The following is an 18074-nucleotide window of genomic DNA, read 5'->3' on the forward strand; positions in this document are numbered from 1 at the left end:
GGCGGCGCCAAGGGCCTTCCATGGGCGCATCAGGGCGGGGCAGCCGGCCGGCCGGCATCGATCGGGCTCGGCCCGTAGCCGGCCGAGCCCGGTAGGGTCGTGGCCCGGTGGTCCAGGGGGGCCTGCTGACACACGGGGGTTGCCACACATGCCTACGCCTGAGGACATCTGGGAGGCCGCCGACCTGCCCGCGCGTCGGCTCGCCGGAGTGGCCCTCAACCCGGCCTCTCCGGAGGACGTCCTGCTGCGTCTGCTCGCCGACGGTCCGCCGGCCGTACACATGGTGCTGTGCCGAGACCGGATCCTGCCCGACGCCGTCGTCGAGGCCGTGCTCCAGCACCCTGACACCCGTACCCGTAGCTTCTTCGCCCGCAACCCCCACGTCGACCCGGCCCAGCGGGCACGGCTGGTGGACGATCCGGAGTGGTTCGTCCGCGCCCACCTCGCCGAGGCACCCAGATTGCCTGCGGGTGGCGTGTGCAGACCACTGCCCGACGAGGTCGTCGTCCACATGATCAGCACGTACGACAACGACATCCTGCACGGCACCCTCTACCGGCAGATCTCCACCGCGCTGGAGCGGTCCATGCCCACCCATCCGGTCGCGCAGGTCCGCCGCTGGGGCGTCGGCAGGTGGGACCAGCTGCCCGCCGAGATCCAGGCCGCGCTGCTGGCCGATCCCGACCAGGACGTCCGGGAGAGCGCGCGGAGGTCCGCGCAATCCCGGGATCCGGCGTGGGTGGAGCGCGAGCTGCCCGACCGGACGTGCCACGCACGCTGGGACATTCTGATGCACCGGGCCCTGAGCAGAACCGTCGTGGACAACGTCCTGACCGCTCCGGTCGCCGAGGAGGAACGGGCGGCCATCGCCGGCAACCCCAGCCTGCCCGCCGACGTGGTGGTCCTCCTGGCCGGCGATCCGGATCCCGCGGTGCGCGAGCACATCGCGCACCGCACGGACCTCGGACCCGCCGAGCGCCGCGCGCTCGCCGTGGACCCTGATCCGGAGGTGCGGCTCGCCCTGTCCGTGCACCCCGAGCTGAGCGAGGAGGAACGGGCGGCGATCGACTACGAGACCCCCATGGACGGTTGCTTCCACGCGTGGCGCGGACCCACCGTGCCCAGGAACCCGCGGCACGTCCGCCGGGACGCGGACTCCGGTCACCCGCTGCTGCGCCGGAAAGCGGCCATGGAGCGGACTCTGCCGCCCGACCTCCTGGAACGCCTGGCCTCCGACGAGGATCTCGGCGTACGCGTCCTGCTGGCCCAGAACCATCCGGACGCGCCGGCCCCGCTCCTGCTGCGCAGCTTCCTCGAATACACCGGCCACGAGCGCGCGCACCTCACCACCCGGCCGAACTTTCCCACGACCGGCCTGGCGGCCTTCGCCGACCACCAGGACCCCGAGGTCCGCGCCCTGGCCGCCCGCGACCCCGACACCGCGCCGGAAACCGTGGAGCGCCTCACCCGGGACCCGGACCCGGCCGTGCGCGCGGCGCTGGCACGCCACCCGAACCTTCCGCGGCCCCGGCTGCTGGAACTCCTCGACGACGAGGAACTGGCCCACGCGGCCGCGGCGAACCCCGCATTGGATCCCGAGGTGGTCCGGCAGCTGGTGGCCATGCGGGGACGGCGGGCATGACCTCTGTGGGGTAGCCGGGCGAGAAGCGGACCGGTGGGTTCGTCGGGGCCTTCGGTATCTTTGGCCTGAACTGGGCGAACCTCGTGGAGCAGACGGCCCGCGAGAGAACGGCTGATCCGCATGAAGACCCGAACCCCGAAGCCCGTGGCCCGCCGACGGCTGATCGCGGCGGCAGCGGTGGCCCTCCTCGCGGCGACAGGCTGCGCCGGTCCGCACCGGGCAGAGGGAACGGCGATGTCGTCGGGGGCGCGCGGGTACCTCACCACCGCGCTGGACGTCATGGAGGACAACTCGCTCTTCGCGGCGGACGCCGACTGGCCCGCCGTACGCCGCGAGGCCTTCGCCCGGGCGGGGAGCGCGCAGGTCCCCGCCGACACGTACGGGGCCGTCAGGGAGGCCTTGCGCACCCTGGGCGACCGGCACAGCCAATTCATGACCCCGCAAGAGGCCGAGCAGGCCCTGAGCCCTGCACCCGGCTCCTCCGCACTGCCGGAGGCAAGGGTGCTCGCCGGTTCCATCGGCTACCTGTCCCTCCCGGCGGTGTCGTCCGACCGGGCCGCCGCGGCCTACGTGAAGCAGGCACGGCAGGCCGTCGCGGAGGCCGACGGACGGGGGGCCCGCGGGTGGATCGTGGACCTGCGCAGCAACACGGGCGGGGACATGTGGGGCCCGCTGGCCGCGGTGGGGGCCGTCCTGGGCGACGGGGACACCGGAGCGTTCGTGGAGGCCGACGGAAAGCGGACCCCGTGGACGATCGAGAACGGTACGCCGCGCCAGTACCTCGCCACCTGGGGCCCGGCCGAGCCGCTGGCGCAGGCGGCTCCCCCCGTGGCGGTGCTCACGAGCAGCCGGACCGCGAGCGCCGCCGAGGCGGTGGTCATCGCCTTCCGCGGCCGCCCCGACACCCGCAGCTTCGGCCAGGCCACCCGAGGCGTCCCCACGGGCAACGACTCCCATGCCCTCCCGGACGGCGCGCTCGTCCTCCTCACGCAGGCCCGGGAAGCCGATCGCACGGGCCGGATCCACAACGGCCCCCTCCCGCCCGACGAGGAGGTCCCGGACGACACCCGCGACCTCGGCAGCGGCCAGGACCGGACACTCGAGGCGGCAGCCCGCTGGCTTCGCGACCGGACCACCCCCGCCCGGACACCCGGGGACTCCTGACGCACAGGCGATCCTGACGCGCGGGGACTCCTGACGCGCGGGGACTCCTGACGTGCGGGCAATCCTGACCTACGGGGAATCCTGACGCCCTCCACGCGTTGACCACGGTGTGATCCGCACACTCTCGATACTCGACCGGTCCCGCACCCGCGAGGGGCACCCCGCCCCTCAGGCCCTGCGCGACACCGTGGAGCTCGCGCGCACCGCCGAGCGGCTCGGATACCGCAGGTTCTGGGTCTCCGAGCACCACAGCGTGCCAGGGGTCGCCGGGTCCGCTCCCACCGTGCTCGCCGCCGCCGTGGCCGGGGCGACGGCCCGGATCCGCGTCGGCACCGGCGGTGTGATGCTGCCCAACCACCAGCCCCTCGTCGTCGCGGAGCAGTTCGGGGTCCTGGAATCGCTCTTCCCCGGCCGCATCGACATGGGGCTCGGCCGCTCGGTCGGCTTCACCGGCGGAATCCGCCGCGCGCTCGGGCGGGCCACCGCCGACGCCGACCGGTTCGAGGAGCAGCTCGCGGAGCTGCTGGGCTGGTTCGACGGCTCCCAGCAGGCGCACCCCGAGGTGCACGCCCGGCCCGCGGAGGGGATGCGGATCCCGGCCTACGTGCTGGCCACCGGCGAGGGGGCGGGGATCGCGGCCCGCGCCGGACTGCCCCTGGTCGTCGGGGACCTACGGGCCCGGGCGCGGGTCGCGGAGATCATCACGGCGTACCGCGAGGAGTTCCGGCCCTCCCCCTGGGGAGCGCGGCCGTACGTCGTGGCGTCCGGGACGGTCGCGGTGGCCGCCACCGCCGAGGCCGCCCGACGGATCCTGGTTCCCGAGGCCTGGGCGGCCGCGTACTCCCGCACCCGGGGCAGCTTCCCGCCGCTCCGCCCCGCCGAGGAGATCGAGGCCCTCGCCATGAGCCCCAAGGAGCGGGAGCTGTACGAGGGCGCCCTCGCGGGGCACATCCACGGCACCGAGGAGCAGGTCGCGGCGGAGCTGTCCGAGGTCGCGGAGCTGACCGGCGCGGACGAGCTGCTGGTCACGACGTCCACGTACGACCGGACGGCGCTGCTGGACTCCTTCGGCCGGCTCGCCCGGCTCACCGGCCTCACGGAGCGGTCCGCCGGCTCCGGACACTAAACTAGGACGAATGCGCCAGCCCGCCTCCCCGCACGCCCACGATCCCTACGTCCGTGTCCGCGGTGCCCGGGAGCACAATCTGCGCGGGATCGACGTGGACATCCCGCGGGACGCGCTGACCGTCTTCACCGGGGTCTCCGGGTCCGGGAAGAGCTCGCTGGCCTTCGGCACGCTCTTCGCCGAGGCCCAGCGCCGCTACTTCGAGTCCGTGGCCCCGTACGCACGCCGCCTGATCCACCAGATCGGTGCGCCGAAGGTCGACTCCGTCACCGGTCTCCCGCCGGCCGTCTCGCTGGAGCAGCGGCGCTCCTCCCCCGGCTCCCGGTCCTCGGTCGGGACGGTGACCATGCTGTCGAACTCGCTGCGCATGCTGTACTCGCGGGCGGGCTCCTACCCACCGGGCGCCGAGCGCCTGGACTCCGACGCCTTCTCCCCCAACACCGCTGCCGGGGCCTGTCCTTCCTGTCACGGGCTCGGCCGCGTGCACCGCACCAGCGAGGAACTGCTCGTCCCGGACCGGAGCCTGTCGATCCGTCAGGGTGCCATCGCGGCCTGGCCGGGCGCCTGGCAGGGCAAGAACCTGCGCGACATCCTGGAGGCACTCGGCCACGACGTGGACGCTCCGTGGCGGGAGCTTGCGGCGGCGGACCGCGAGTGGATCCTGTTCACCGAGGAGCAGCCGGTGGTGACGGTGCATCCGGTACGGGAGGCCGACCGGATCCAGCGCCCCTACCAGGGCACGTACATGAGCGCCCACCGGTACGTCATGCGCACCTTCGCCGACAGCAAGAGCCTCACCCTGCGGGCCCGCGCCGAGAAGTTCCTCACCGATTCGCCGTGCCCGGTGTGCGGGGGCAGGCGGCTGCGTCCGGAGGCGCTGGCCGTGACCTTCGCGGGACGCACGATCGCGGAGCTGGCGGCGCTGGCGCTGACGGAGCTGGACGGGGTACTGGCCGCCGAGCACGGCGGCGGCGAGGCGGCCCGCGTGCTCACGGAGGACCTGCGCTCCCGGATCGGCCCGGTCACGGAGCTGGGGCTGGGGTACCTGAGCCTGGACCGCGGCGCCCCGACCCTGTCGGCGGGCGAGCTGCAACGGCTGCGGCTGGCCACGCAGTTGCGTTCGGGACTGTTCGGTGTGGTGTACGTGCTGGACGAGCCTTCGGCCGGGCTGCACCCGGCCGATACGGAGGCGCTGCTCGGCGTCCTGGACCGGCTCAAGGAGGCCGGGAACACGGTGTTCGTGGTGGAGCACGACCTGGCCGTGGTGCGGCACGCGGACTGGCTGGTCGACGTCGGCCCGCTGGCCGGGGAGCACGGCGGACGGGTGCTGCACAGCGGGCCCCCGCAGGCTCTGGCGGAGGTGGCGGACTCGGCGACGGCCCGGTACCTGTTCGGGGGGCAGCGGGCCCGGGAATCACGCTCGGGGGCCGCACGCAAGGCGACCGGGTCCGTCCGGCTCAGCGGTGTCGACCGGCACAACCTGCGGGACCTGGCGGCCGAGTTCCCCCTCGGTGTGTTCACGGCGGTGACGGGGGTGTCGGGGTCCGGAAAGTCCACGCTGGTGGGCCAGGTGCTCGCGCGGGAGGTCCACGAGCGGCTGGCGGAGCCGGAGTTCCCGGTGCGGCGGCTGGTGGAGGTGGACCAGAAGCCGATCGGCCGGACCCCGCGCTCCAACCTGGCCACGTACACGGGGCTGTTCGACGTGGTCCGCCGGATCTTCACGGCAGCGCCGGAATCGAAGGCGCGGGGCTGGAAGGCGGGCCGCTTCTCCTTCAACGTGCCGGGCGGGCGGTGCGAGTCCTGCCAGGGCGAGGGCTTCGTCTCGGTGGAGCTGCTGTTCCTGCCCAGTACGTACGCCCCCTGCCCGGAGTGCGCGGGGGCCCGGTACAACTCCGAGACCCTGGAGGTCCGTTACTCCGGGCTGAACATCGCGGAGGTGCTCGCCCTGACGGTGGAGGCGGCGGCCTCCTTCTTCGCCGGGGTGCCGGCGGCGGCCCGCAGCCTCGGCGCACTGTCGGACATCGGCCTGGGGTACCTGCGCCTCGGACAGCCCGCCACGGAACTGTCGGGCGGCGAGGCGCAGCGCATCAAGCTGGCCACGGAGCTCCAGCGCGTGCGCCGCGACCACACCCTGTACCTGCTGGACGAGCCGACGACCGGGCTCCACCCGGCCGATGTCACGGTGCTGCTGCGGCAGTTGCACGGCCTGGTGGACGCCGGACATTCGGTGGTGGTCGTGGAGCACGACATGGCCGTGGTGGCGGGCGCCGACTGGGTCATCGACCTCGGGCCCGGCGGCGGCGCGGACGGCGGCCGGGTGGTGGCCGCGGGCACCCCGGCCGAGGTGGCCCGCGCCACGGACAGCCTTACGGCGGCCTATCTGGCGCGGGCCCTCGCCGTACGGGGCTAGTCGCGGTGGTTCACGGGACCCGGCCCGCGCGGCGCACGATCACGTGGCCGGCGGATTCAGGTGCGCTTGGCGTAGTCCCCGTATCCCTGCCAGTCGAGAACGACGCACGGCTCGTCGCCGAGCACCCACGCGTCGTGGCCGGGAGCGATCTGGATGAAGTCCCCCGGCTGGGTCTCGGTGCTCTCCCCGTCGTCCATGACGATCTTCATCCGGCCGCTGACGATGTAGCCCACGTGGGGCGCCTCGCAACTGTCGGTCCCCGCGATGGGCTTGACGTGCTTCGACCACTGCCATCCGGGCTCGAACACGGCCCGCCCCACGGGTCCCTGCTCGGTGTTGAGCAGGTCGAGCCTGCCCATGCCGTCCTCGAACGGACGTGTCTCATCGGCGGAATCGAAACCCCGCCGCACGATTCCTGACATGATCGTCCACCCTCCGGCGCACGACTGCCCCGAGTCCACTTCTCAGCGTACGCCCGTACCGCGCGACCGCCTCCCGGCGTACGGGACCGCTACGCGTCGCCTTGGAGCAGGTGCTGCGGGAGCTCGCGGAAGGCCCAGACGCCCTGCCTCCGGGTGAACATCCACACCAGGTCGTAGCGGTCGGGCCAGGCGGCCGGGAGCCCCAGTACGTCCTGCGCTCCGAGGCCCCGGATCAGCCGGGGCATCCCCTGGTGCTCCCAGCAGACCAGGACGGGCATCCGCGCCGCCAGCACCGCCCGGGCCAGGGCGGGCTCGGCTCCGACCGCGAACTCGGCGCGGACGGGCGTACCCAGTGCGGTGGCGAGCGGCTCGACGGTCTGGCGGCACCGCGCGGGCGCCCCCGCCTTGCCGCCGGTCGCGAAGACGGCTCCGGGACGGGGCAGGGCGGCGCCCCGGGTCGGCGGGAAGAGGGTGGGCAGTTCCTGGGCACGGCGCCGGCCCCGGACGGCGAGGAACCCGGGGTCCTCGTTGCCGTCGTCGTCCTCGCCGGTGTCCCCGGCGTACGGCTTCTCCGCGTGCCGGATGACCATGACCAGCGCGTCCTTGGCGGCCTCGGGGCCGGGGCGCGGCGCGGGGGCCCGCTCCTCCGCGGCGCAGCCGGCCGCCGCCAGCGGGGCGAGGGCGGCGGCCAGCACGGTACGGCGACGCGGGCCGGATCCGGCGGGGGCTTGAGGCATGCGCCCACTGTCACCCATGCCCGGGAGGGCGACCGGTCACGGCGCGGCGGGGGCCGCTGCGATCATCCGATCGGCGGACGCGTCGCGGTCGTGCGCGGACGGTTGACGGTCATCCGCGGACGGTTCGTGGCCGCGCTCGGACGGTTCGCGGCCGCGCGCCGCCGCAGCTTCCCGGAATCCGCAGGTGAATCCGCAGGTCAGCGGGGACCTCGGCGGACGGCCCGCAGCCACTCCTTGTTCATGGCGGCGATCGACGGCAGCGGGATGCCCTTCGGGCAGGCCGTGGCGCACTCGCCGGTGAGGGTGCACCCTCCGAAGCCCTCGGCGTCCATGGTGGCCACCATGTCCAGGACCCGGGTCTCCCTCTCCGGCGAGCCCTGCGGGAGCACGTTCAGGTGGTTGACCTTGGCGGAGGTGAAGAGCATCGCGGAGCCGTTGGGGCAAGCCGCCACGCAGGCTCCGCAGCCGATGCACTCGGCGTGCTCGAAGGCGTAGTCGGCGTCGGGCTTGGGGACGGCCGTGGCGTGCGCCTCGGGGGCGGCGCCGGTCGGGGCGGTGATGTAGCCGCCGGCCTGGATGACCCGGTCGAGGGCCCCGCGGTCGACGACGAGGTCCTTCACCACGGGGAAGGCCGAGGCCCGCCAGGGCTCGACGTCGATGGTGTCGCCGTCGTCGAAGGAGCGCATGTGGAGCTGGCAGGTCGTGGTGCGCTCCGGCCCGTGGGCGTCGCCGTTGATGACGAGGCTGCACGCGCCGCAGATGCCCTCGCGGCAGTCGTGGTCGAAGGCGACCGGGTCCTCTCCGCCGAGGATGAGGTCCTCGTTGAGGGTGTCGAGCATTTCGAGGAAGGACATGCCCTCCGAGATGCCGTCGACCTCGTACGAGGCCATCGCGCCGGGGGCGTCGGCGTTCTTCTGGCGCCAGACGCGCAGGGTGAGCTTCATGCGTAGCTCCGCTGGGTGGGGTGGACGTACTCGAAGACGAGGTCTTCCTTGTGCAGGACGGGGGCGGCGCCGGTTCCGGTGTACTGCCAGGCGGCCGCGTACCCGAACTCCTCGTCGCGGCGGGCGGCTTCGCCGTCCGGGGTCTGGGACTCCTCGCGGAAGTGACCGCCGCAGGACTCGGCGCGGTGGAGGGCGTCGAGGCACATCAGCTCGGCGAGCTCCAGGTAGTCGACGATGCGGTTGGCCTTCTCCAGCGACTGGTTGAACTCCTCGCCGCTGCCCGGCACCTTGATCCGCCGCCAGAACTCCTCGCGGATCTCGGGGATCCGGGCGAGGGCCTTCCGCAGGCCCTCCTCGGTGCGGGCCATCCCGCAGTACTCCCACATCAGTTCGCCGATCTCCCGGTGGAAGGAGTCGGGCGTGCGGTCCCCGTCGACGGCGAGCAGCTTGGCGAGGCAGTCGCGGGTCTCGCGTACGGCGGCCGCGGCCTCGGGGTGGGTGTCGTCGACGGTGTCCCGGTGCGGATGGCGGGCCAGGTAGTCGTTGATGGTGGAGGGCAGCACGAAGTAGCCGTCGCCGAGGCCCTGCATGAGGGCGGAGGCGCCGAGGCGATTGGCGCCGTGGTCGGAGAAGTTGGCCTCGCCGATCGCGAACAGCCCCGGGACGGTGGTCTGCAGGTCGTAGTCGACCCACAGTCCGCCCATCGTGTAGTGCACGGCGGGATAGATCCGCATGGGGACCTCGTACGGGTTCTCCGCGGTGATCCGCTCGTACATGTCGAAGAGGTTGCCGTACTTCTCGGCGACCTTCTCCTTGCCCATGCGGCGGATGGCGTCGGCGAAGTCGAGGTAGACGCCCTGGCCGCCGGGGCCGACGCCGCGGCCCTCGTCGCAGACGTTCTTGGCGGCGCGGGAGGCGATGTCGCGGGGCACGAGGTTGCCGAAGGAGGGGTAGATCCGCTCCAGGTAGTAGTCGCGCTCCGCCTCGGGGATCTCGGCGGCGGGGCGGTTGTCGCCCTTGGCCTTGGGGACCCAGATGCGGCCGTCGTTGCGCAGGGACTCGCTCATCAGGGTGAGCTTGGACTGGTGGTCGCCGGTGCGCGGGATGCAGGTGGGGTGGATCTGGGTGAAGCAGGGGTTGGCGAAGTACGCGCCGCGCCGGTGGGCCCGCCAGACGGCCGTCGCGTTGGAGTTCATGGCGTTGGTGGAGAGGTAGAAGACGTTGCCGTAGCCGCCGCTCGCGAGGACGACGGCGTCCGCGTAGTAGGTGTCGATCTTGCCGGTGACCAGGTCCCGGGCGACGATGCCGCGGGCCACGCCGTCGACGGTGATCAGGTCGAGCATCTCGGTGCGGGCGTGCATCTCGACGTTGCCGGCGGCGATCTGCCGGGAGAGCGCCTGGTAGGCGCCGAGCAGCAGTTGCTGGCCGGTCTGGCCGCGGGCGTAGAAGGTGCGGGAGACCTGGACTCCGCCGAAGGAGCGGGTGTCGAGGAGGCCGCCGTACTCGCGGGCGAAGGGGACGCCCTGGGCCACGCACTGATCGATGATCTCGACGGAGATCTGGGCGAGGCGGTGGACGTTGGACTCGCGGGCGCGGAAGTCGCCGCCCTTGACGGTGTCGTAGAACAGGCGGTGTACGGAGTCGCCGTCGTTGCGGTAGTTCTTGGCCGCGTTGATGCCGCCCTGGGCGGCGATGGAGTGGGCGCGGCGCGGGGAGTCGGAGAAGCAGAACTGGACGACGTGGTAGCCCTGTTCGGCGAGGGTGGCGCCGGCGGCGCCGCCGGCCAGGCCGGTGCCGACGACGATGACGGTGTGCCCGCGCCGGTTGGCCGGGTTGACCAGCTTGGCCTCGAAGCGGCGGCGGTCCCAGCGCTCGGCGATGGGGCCTTCGGGCGCCTTGGCGTCGGCGATCGGGTCCCCGGTGGTGTAGTCGGCGTAGTCGGTGTGGTGCATGGTCTCGCTCAGGATCTCGCTGCTGCTCGTGTTCTCGCTCATGGTCAGCTCACCACTCCGGTCATGACGGCGACGGGGACGGACACGAAGCCCGCGAAGAGGACGAGGGCGAGGGAGTTGGCCAGGAACTTCAGCGTCCTGTCCCGTCGGGCGTTGCCCGCGCCGAGGGTCTGGGCGGCGCTCCAGAAGCCGTGGCGGACGTGCAGGCCGAGGGCGGCCATGGCCACGAGGTAGATGGTGTTGCCGTACCAGGTGGAGAAGGTGGCGAGGACGTTCTCGTACGGATGCCCGGCCCAGGCCCGCTCGTTCACGGTGAGCGTGGTGAGGTCGAGCAGGTGCCAGACGATGAAGAGGGCGAGGATGATGCCGCCCCAGCGCATGGTGCGGGTGGCGTAGCTCGCGCGGCGGCGCTTGTGGACGTACTTCACCGGGCGCGCCTTGATGTCGCGGCGGCTGAGCTGGTACGCGCAGACCCCGTGGGCGATGACGGCCGCGAGCAGGGCCGCGCGGACGATCCACAGGGCCCACTCGTGGTGCAGGAAGGGCGAGCCGAGGGTGCGCAGCCAGTGCGCGTAGCCGTTGAACTCGTCCGCCCCGAAGAAGATCTTGAGGTTGCCGAGCATGTGCACGACGAGGTAGCCGAGCATGATCAGGCCGGAGACGGCCATCACGGACTTCTTGCCGACGGAGGAGTCCCAGAGCGTGCGCGTGGTGGACGGCCGTCGATCCGTCCGCGTTGCCAGAGCCATGACATTGACCGTAAGGACGAAGGTCCCGAAAGGTCCAAGACATGGCAGAGCTCAAGTCGATAGGCTCAGCCTATGTAGCCGCTAGCCTGGGGTCATGCAGTTCCAGCAGCTGGTCTACTTCGTCGCCGTCGCCGAGACCCGGCACTTCACGCGCGCGGCCGAGCGCGAACACGTGGCCCAGCCCTCCCTGTCACAACAGATCAAGGCGCTCGAACGGGAGCTGGGCGCCGAGCTCTTCAGCCGGGCCCGCGGGAACATCACGCTCACCGACGCCGGCGAGACCCTGCTGCCGCTGGCCCGGCGGATCCTCGCGGACGCGGACACCGCGCGGCTGGAGGTGCAGGAACTGGCGCAGCTGCGGCGCGGCCGGATCCGGCTGGGGGCCACCCCGAGCCTGTGCACCGGCCTGCTGCCGGGCGTGCTCCGGGCCTTCCACACCGCCCATCCGGGGATCGAGCTGCTGATCGAGGAGAGCGGTTCGCTGGACCTCGTACGGGAGCTCGCGCGCGGCTCCCTGGACCTGGCGCTGATCGCCCTGCCGCTGCCTCCCTCGGCTCCGGCGCTGACCACGGTGGAGCTGCTGACCGAGGACCTGGTGGTGGTCTCCTCGGCGGCCCTGCCGCCTCCGGCGGGCGGCGGTTCGCTCACGGTGTCCGCGCTGCGCGACGAGCCGATGGTCATGTTCCGGCACGGCTACGACCTGCGGGACCTGACGGTGGCGGCCTGCCGGGCGGAGGGCTTCGAGCCGGTGTTCACGGTGGAGGGCGGCGAGATGGACGCGGTACTGGGCTTCGTCCGCGCGGGCCTGGGCATCGCGGTGGTCCCGGCGATGGTGGTGGCCCACGCGGGCTCCGGCCTCCGCGCCACCCCCCTGACGGGCTCCCCCTTGCGCCGCACGATCGCCCTGGCCCACCGCACGGACGTGGCGCCTCCGCGGGCGGCCCGGGAGCTGAAGCGGATCCTGCTGGGCTGAGGACTCTCAGACCTCGAAAGGAGGCCCTGGCCGGGGTCCGGGCGCGGGTCCGGGTTGGGGTGCGGGTCCGGGTTGGGGTGCGGGTCCGGGTGCGGGTCCGGGTCCGGGTCCGGGTGCAGCCGCCGCGACCACGACTGTGGCCGTCCACGACCCCGGCTCCGACTGCGGGTCCCAGAGCACCACGACCTCTTGCCCGTGGAAGTCCCGGGCGAGCCCCTGCACCATCTCGGCGGCAGCCCGCCGCGCCTCCTCCGGGGTCGCGCCGGACGGGACGTCGGGAAGCCCGCCGCACAAGCCCCCGCCGTTCCCTGTGACCACCCCGGTCCGCCAGCCGTTGATCCCCGTGCCGCCCCGGCCCGCCATGAGGACCAGTCCGGCGGGCAGGCCGAAGGGAGGCTGCCGCTTCTTCACTTTCCTGTTCGTTCGGGCCATGACGTCAGGCCCGGCGCGCGGGCAGCGCCCGGTCGAGGCCTCCGGACAGGAGGGCGAAGGCGCGCTCCGCGTCGGCCACGGCGGCCGGGTGGGCCTCGTCGGCGCTTTGGCCGGCGTCGATGCGGCGCCAGTTCTCCCGGCCGAGTTCCTGCCGGGCCGCCACCAGGGATCCCGCCGCCAGACGGGCCGTGAGCGGATCGGCCCCCTCGGCTTCGAGTACGGCCGCGAGCAGCTCCACCTCGCGGGCGGTGTAGTGGGCCGTCCGGGACGCCAGGCTGGCGGTGCCGTAGAGCAGGCGCTGGAAGGCGAGCACGTTCGGGTGGTCGCAGAGCCCGGTGATCGGGTCCCGCTCGGCGAGCGCCGCGAGGAAGTGCGCGCGCACGGCCGACACCGGGGTCTCGCCGGGCGGCCGCTCGCGCACCAGGCGCGCCGCCTCGTCCTGATGGTCGGCGAACCGGTCGAGGACCAGGTCCTCCTTGCTGGGGAAGTAGCGGAACAGCGTCGGCTTGGAGACCTCGGCGGCCGCCGCGACGTCGGCGACCGACACGGCGTCGAAGCCCCGCTCCAGGAAGAGCTCCAGCGCCGTGGCCGCCAGCTGCCGGCGCGTACGGAGCTTCTTGTTCTCGCGCAGACCCTTCGCGTTCTCCATGCGCCCACCCTAACACGAACGAGTGACTCAGTTAATTTCGTGACCGGGTTGCATTTTCTGTCGCGAGCCGCTTTCCTTGAGGTACCGACGACGAGGGGACATCTCATGACTGACGCAGTGGACGCAACGGACGTGCTGATCGTGGGCTCGGGCCCGACCGGCCTCACGCTCGCCTGCGACCTGGCCCGTCGCGGCATCGCGGTGCGGATCATCGAGGGCCGCCCGGGTCCGCACCACGAGTCCCGGGGCAAGGGCCTCCAGCCGGACAGCCTCGAAGTCTTCGAGGAGCTCGGCGCGGCCGAGTCGGTGAAGGCCAAGGGCCGCGAGGGCATGGTGCTGCGCAAGTACTTCGACGGGGAGCCGGTCAAGGACACCGTCGTCGGCGGGGGCCTGCTCATAGGGCAGTGGCAGGTGGAGGAGACGCTGCGCGACCGGCTGGCCGAGCTGGGTGTACGAGTCGAGTACGGGTCCGGGCTCATCGGAATCGCCCAGGACGCGGGCGGCGTCCGCGCGGAGCTGGCGGACGGCACCGTGATCCGGGCCGGCTATCTCGCGGGGTGCGACGGCGGGCACAGTGCCACCCGCGGACTCCTCGGCATCCCCTTCGAGGGGAACGGGGAGGAGGAACCGGCGATGGTCCTCGGAGACGTCAGGGCGCCCGGACTCAGCCGCGAGTTCTGGCACCAGTGGTTCACGTCGGACGGGGGCGGGATCCTGCTCTGCCCGATGCCGGGGACGGACACGTTCCAACTGCAGGCCCCGCCCGAGACGGACGAGCGGGGTGAGGCACTGCCGCCCTCGCTGGAGAGCTTCCAGCGGCTCTTCGACCGGTACGCCAGGACGCCGGGGATCCGGCTGGCCGACCCCACTTGGCTCTCGTCCTGGCGGGTCAACGTCCGCATGGCCACCCGGATACGCGAGGGCCGGGCCTTCCTCGCCGGGGACGCGGCGCACGTCCACCCCATAGCCGGCGGACTGGGCATGAACACCGGCATCCAGGACGCCGCCGCCCTCGGCCGGACGCTGGCCGCAGTCCTCTCCGGGACGGCCGGGGAGGAAGCTCTCGACGCGTACCAGGCGGAGCGGCTGCCGGTGGCCGCTGAACTCCTGGCCGACACGACACGGCGCTACGAGCGAGTGCTGGCGGCCGTCCGCGAGCCGGGCCGGGGCACGGAGGCGGGCCTGGAGTGAGCCCGGCCGGCCCGGCCAGTGCGGGCCGGGCGGCCAGTGTGGGGCGCCCGGCCGGTGCGGGCGGTGTTCAGGACGTGGGGACCGCGTCCGACAGGGACAGGGTGTGGATGCGGTCGGCGGCGCCCGGGCGGGCGTAGTACCAGCCCTGGGCCGTGTCGCAGCCGAGGGCTCGGAGCTGGGCGGCCTGGGCGCCGGTTTCCACGCCTTCGACGGTGACGGCGAGTTCGAGGCTGTGGGCCAAGGCGACGATGCCCTCCACGATCTTGACGTCGACCGGGTTCGCCGGGGTGTGCTGCATGCCCTTGGTGAAGGAGCGGTCCAGCTTCAGGACGCTGACGGGCAGGCGGCGCAGGTTGGCCAGGTTCGAGTAGCCGGTGCCGAAATCGTCGAGGGCTATGTCCACGCCCAGGGCCGCGAGCCGGCGCAGGGGTTCGAGGAGTTCGTCGTCGGCGCCGATCAGGGCCGACTCGGTGACCTCCAGGCACAGCGTGCCCGGAGACAGGCCCGAGGACTCCAGGACCCGGATCGTGTCGGCCACCAGGCCGGGGTGGTGCAGCTGGGTCGGCGACAGGTTGACGTTGATCCGCAGGGTGGCGCCACCCTTCTGGTGCTGCCAGGCGCGGGCTTGGCGGACCGACTCCTCCAGAACCCAGCGGCCGAGCGGCACGATCAGGCCGGTGCGTTCGGCGAGGGGAATGAACCGGTCCGGGCCGAGCACCCCGTGCTGCGGGTGCGACCAGCGCACCAGGGCCTCGGCTCCGTGCACGCTGCCGTCGTGCATGTGGACCAGTGGCTGGTACTCGATGAAGAACTCGCCGCGTTCCAGCGCCGCCGGGAGGGCGTTGGTCAGACCGTGCCGGGTGATGGCGCGCGCGTCGGCAGCGGCGTCGGCGAACTCGAACCGGTTGCCGCCGGCCGCCTTGGCCCGGTACATGGTGATGTCGGCGCTGCGCAGCACCTCCGCGGGGGTGCGTTCGCGGGCCGGGCCCTCGACGATGCCGATGCTGCCCCGGACCGTCAGCTCGCGGCCCTCCAGCCGGATCGGGACGGAGAGGGCGGAGAGGATCCGGACGGCGAGTTCGGTGGCCTTCTCCTCGGTGTCGGGGCCGGTGGTCAGGGCCACGAACTCGTCGCCGCCGAGCCGGGCGACCACCTCGCCCGGTCCGGTCGCGCAGCTCTGCAGCCGGTCGGCGACCTCCACCAGCAGCCGGTCGCCGGCCGAGTGGCCGAGGCTGTCGTTGACCGCCTTGAAGCCGTCGAGATCGAGGTAGCACAGGCCGAAGCGCGAGCCGCCGGAGCCGCTCAGGGCCTTCTCCAGCCGTTCGAAGAAGAGCGTCCGGTTGGGCAGGCCGGTCAGGGCGTCATGGGTGGCCTCGTAGCGCAGGCGCAGGTTCAGCAGGCGACGCTCGGTGGTGTCCTCCATCAGGGCCAGCTGGTACTGCGGCACGCCCTCGGCGTCGCGCAGCAGCGAGACCGTCAGGTTGGTCCACAGCACGGTCCCGTCGTGCCGGTAGTACGGCTTCTCGACGCGGTAGCTATCGCGTTCGCCGCGGACGAGCTCCCCGTACATCCGCCAGACGTGCGGGGTGTCGTCGGGGTGGCTCCATTCGCTGACGTTGCGGCCGCGGACGTGCCCGTCCATGCCTCCGAACATCTGGAGCAACGCGTCGTTGATCTCCAGGACGTTGCCCTCCAGATCGGCGATGCCGATCCCGACGGCGGCGCCCTCGAAGACCGCCCGGAAGCGGGCCTCGCTGGCGTGCAGCGCCTGCTGCGCGTCGATGCGGGCGGTCAGGGCGGACCGGGCGATGGCCTCCTGCTCCTTGAGGGTGCGCTCGCGCAGTGCGCGGGCGAATCCGGCCGCGATGCCGTGCTGGAGCCGGGCGCAGCGGGACCGGTACTCCTCGGTCCCCTCGACGCTCTCGGCGTCGGGGCCCTCCGGGCCGCAGTACAGCACCAGGTAGGACTCGACGACGCCGAGCGTGCCGGACAGCGCCTCCGGGTCGGTGCAGTGGACGGCGACGAGTTCCTCCCCGACCCGCTGGCCGACGGAGGAGTCGAAGGGGCGGGCGCGCAGGGCCTCGACGAGGGTGCGGGTGAGGGGCACGAGGTGGCGTTCGAACTCGCCGCGGGTGAGCGAGGTCGCGGTGACCGGGAAGATCGCTCTCCCCCAGATCGTCGCGAACCGTCCGATCCGGTCCTCCAGACCACCCTGCGGCGCGGCAGGGTCGTCCGCCGTCTGCGTCGGCAGTCTCACGCCTTGCGTCCCACCCCGGCGAAGCCCGAGAAGGCGTACGGGTCCTCGTCCACGGCCCCGCCCTCCGGCCCGCCGGTCGTGTCGGGCCGCCAGTCGGGCATCGACACCAGTCCGGGCTCGATCAGGCCGAAGCCGTCGAAGAAGCGCCGGATCTGCTCCCCGTCCCGCATGACGAGCGGGTTGCGGATCTCGCGGTAGACGCCGACGGTTCCGCTCGCGACCTCCTCGGAGAGCGGGATCCCCTCGTACGAGGCGTGGGTGAGGATGAGCAGGCTGCCGGGGGCCAGCGCGTCGCGCAGTTCGGCGACGGCGGCGTAGGGCTCGTCCGCGTCCTCCAGGAAGTGCAGGACGGCGACCAGCATCAGGGCCACCGGGCGGCTCAGGTCGAGTCCCTGGGCCACCTCGGGGGCGGCCAGGATGTCCTGGGGCTTGCGCAGGTCGGCGGCGACGACCCCGGTCCGCTCGGTGCCGGCCAGGACGGCCTGGCTGTGGGCGACGGCCACCGGGTCGTGGTCGACGTAGACCACGCGTGCCTCGGGGCTGGCGGCCTGGGCGATCTCGTGGACGTTGCCGAAGGTCGGGATGCCGGAGCCGATGTCGAGGAACTGCGTCACGCCCTCGGCCACGGCGTACCGGACGGCACGGCGCATGAATGCCCGGTTGGCCTGCATGATCTTGGGCAGGCCCGGCATGAATTCCATGGCCCGGCGGGCCGCCTGCCTGTCGACCTCGAAATTGTGGGAGCCGCCCAGGTAGTAATCGTAGATGCGGGACACGCTCGGCACCGATATGTCGATGCCTTGCGGGGCCCAGGCGGGGCGCTCCATCGGGGTCTCCAAGGCTTGGTCCTGCAGCGGTCCGGGACGGATCGGACTCCTGTCCGAGCCGAATGTACTGATCATTGCCCAACGGAGCGAGCGAAAGCGGAAATTGGCGATCCGTTCTTCGTCACACGCCAAAGGCCGGACGGACTACGTCCGGAGAATGATCGAAACCGACAAATACCTTTTGGGAAAAGGTCGGTGAACGACCGGACACGAAGCAACTCTGGCTCAAACCTCTGTAGCCAAAGCCTCACCCGTTCAGGCGAACCAAGGTCAACCTTCCCGCGCGCGGGCGCGCGCGACCCCATGATCCCCGGGTGAAAAGAGCCTCTTCCAGGCGCCTGCTGGCAGTCCCGGTCCTCCTGTGGGCGGCCCTGTCCGCAACACCGGCCATGGCCGATAGCAGCGCATACGCCACGATCGACGCCGGCGACGGGGCGAGCGCCGTCAAGGCCGCCGCGTCCGCCTTGAGCAGCGCGACCGGGGGCACTCAAGGTGGCGGACGTCACGGCGACCAGGGCCGTCGGCGCGACCACGGCAACCAGGGCGGCCGCGGCGATCGCGGCCACCCCGGACTCGGCCAAAGCCAAGGTCACGGCCAC

14 protein-coding genes are annotated in these 18074 nt (G+C 72.6%); 6 read left to right on the top strand and 8 right to left on the bottom strand.

Features of this window, described 5'->3' with window-relative positions; translation table 11 throughout:
* Positions 1-148: 148 nt before the first annotated feature.
* The 4 genes from OG276_RS03945 (at position 149) to OG276_RS03960 (ending at position 6342) form a co-directional block, all read left to right on the top strand.
* Positions 149-1642 carry a hypothetical protein gene (locus OG276_RS03945; RefSeq protein WP_266902754.1) on the top strand — a complete coding sequence of 498 codons (1494 nt, stop codon included), beginning with the start codon at positions 149-151 and terminating at the stop codon, positions 1640-1642.
* A 120-nt stretch (positions 1643-1762) separates the two neighbouring features.
* Complete coding sequence (locus OG276_RS03950) at positions 1763-2806, top strand: S41 family peptidase (RefSeq protein WP_266902756.1); 1044 nt, start codon at positions 1763-1765, stop codon at positions 2804-2806.
* 109 nt (positions 2807-2915) lie between these two features.
* Entirely contained in the window at positions 2916-3932 is a 1017-nt protein-coding gene (locus tag OG276_RS03955; RefSeq protein WP_266902758.1) for an MsnO8 family LLM class oxidoreductase, read from the top strand.
* A 10-nt stretch (positions 3933-3942) separates the two neighbouring features.
* Positions 3943-6342 carry an excinuclease ABC subunit UvrA gene (locus OG276_RS03960; protein ID WP_266902760.1) on the top strand — a complete coding sequence of 800 codons (2400 nt, stop codon included), beginning with the start codon at positions 3943-3945 and terminating at the stop codon, positions 6340-6342.
* Between the two features lie 56 nt (positions 6343-6398).
* Here OG276_RS03960 and OG276_RS03965 read toward each other — a convergent pair whose 3' ends face one another.
* The 5 genes from OG276_RS03965 to OG276_RS03985 all read right to left on the bottom strand — a co-directional run bounded on the left by OG276_RS03965 (position 6399) and on the right by OG276_RS03985 (position 11146).
* Complete coding sequence (locus tag OG276_RS03965) at positions 6399-6764, bottom strand: cupin domain-containing protein (protein ID WP_266902762.1); 366 nt, start codon at positions 6762-6764, stop codon at positions 6399-6401.
* 89 nt (positions 6765-6853) lie between these two features.
* Complete coding sequence (locus OG276_RS03970) at positions 6854-7501, bottom strand: hypothetical protein (protein ID WP_266902764.1); 648 nt, start codon at positions 7499-7501, stop codon at positions 6854-6856.
* Positions 7502-7698: 197 nt separating this feature from the next.
* Positions 7699-8445 carry a succinate dehydrogenase/fumarate reductase iron-sulfur subunit gene (locus OG276_RS03975; protein ID WP_266902766.1) on the bottom strand — a complete coding sequence of 249 codons (747 nt, stop codon included), beginning with the start codon at positions 8443-8445 and terminating at the stop codon, positions 7699-7701.
* Entirely contained in the window at positions 8442-10397 is a 1956-nt protein-coding gene (locus OG276_RS03980) for a fumarate reductase/succinate dehydrogenase flavoprotein subunit (protein ID WP_266912511.1), read from the bottom strand. The genes OG276_RS03975 and OG276_RS03980 overlap by 4 nt, the downstream gene beginning before the upstream one ends.
* 44 nt (positions 10398-10441) lie before the next feature.
* Positions 10442-11146 (bottom strand): succinate dehydrogenase cytochrome b subunit, encoded by a 705-nt coding sequence (locus OG276_RS03985; RefSeq protein ID WP_266902768.1) that lies wholly within the window; start codon positions 11144-11146, stop codon positions 10442-10444.
* Positions 11147-11240: 94 nt separating this feature from the next.
* Here OG276_RS03985 and OG276_RS03990 point away from each other — a divergent pair, with 94 nt between their 5' ends.
* Positions 11241-12119 carry a LysR family transcriptional regulator gene (locus OG276_RS03990; protein ID WP_266902770.1) on the top strand — a complete coding sequence of 293 codons (879 nt, stop codon included), beginning with the start codon at positions 11241-11243 and terminating at the stop codon, positions 12117-12119.
* 436 nt (positions 12120-12555) lie between these two features.
* On the opposite strand, the gene OG276_RS03995 is transcribed toward OG276_RS03990, so the two are convergent.
* On the bottom strand, positions 12556-13200 hold the full coding sequence (locus OG276_RS03995; RefSeq protein ID WP_266902772.1) for a TetR family transcriptional regulator: 645 nt from the start codon (positions 13198-13200) through the stop codon (positions 12556-12558).
* A 105-nt stretch (positions 13201-13305) separates the two neighbouring features.
* On the opposite strand from OG276_RS03995, the gene OG276_RS04000 reads away from it, so the two are divergent.
* On the top strand, positions 13306-14391 hold the full coding sequence (locus OG276_RS04000) for an FAD-dependent monooxygenase (protein ID WP_266902774.1): 1086 nt from the start codon (positions 13306-13308) through the stop codon (positions 14389-14391).
* Positions 14392-14458: 67 nt separating this feature from the next.
* Here OG276_RS04000 and OG276_RS04005 read toward each other — a convergent pair whose 3' ends face one another.
* Entirely contained in the window at positions 14459-16648 is a 2190-nt protein-coding gene (locus OG276_RS04005; RefSeq protein WP_266902776.1) for a bifunctional diguanylate cyclase/phosphodiesterase, read from the bottom strand.
* Positions 16645-17475, bottom strand: coding sequence for an SAM-dependent methyltransferase (locus tag OG276_RS04010; RefSeq protein ID WP_266902778.1), 831 nt, complete (start codon positions 17473-17475; stop codon positions 16645-16647). Before OG276_RS04010 ends, OG276_RS04005 begins: the two co-directional genes overlap by 4 nt.
* Between the last annotated feature and the right edge of the window lie 599 nt (positions 17476-18074).

Origin of the sequence: Streptomyces sp. NBC_00086, from assembly GCF_026343255.1 — a bacterium.
Lineage (GTDB): Bacteria > Actinomycetota > Actinomycetes > Streptomycetales > Streptomycetaceae > Streptomyces.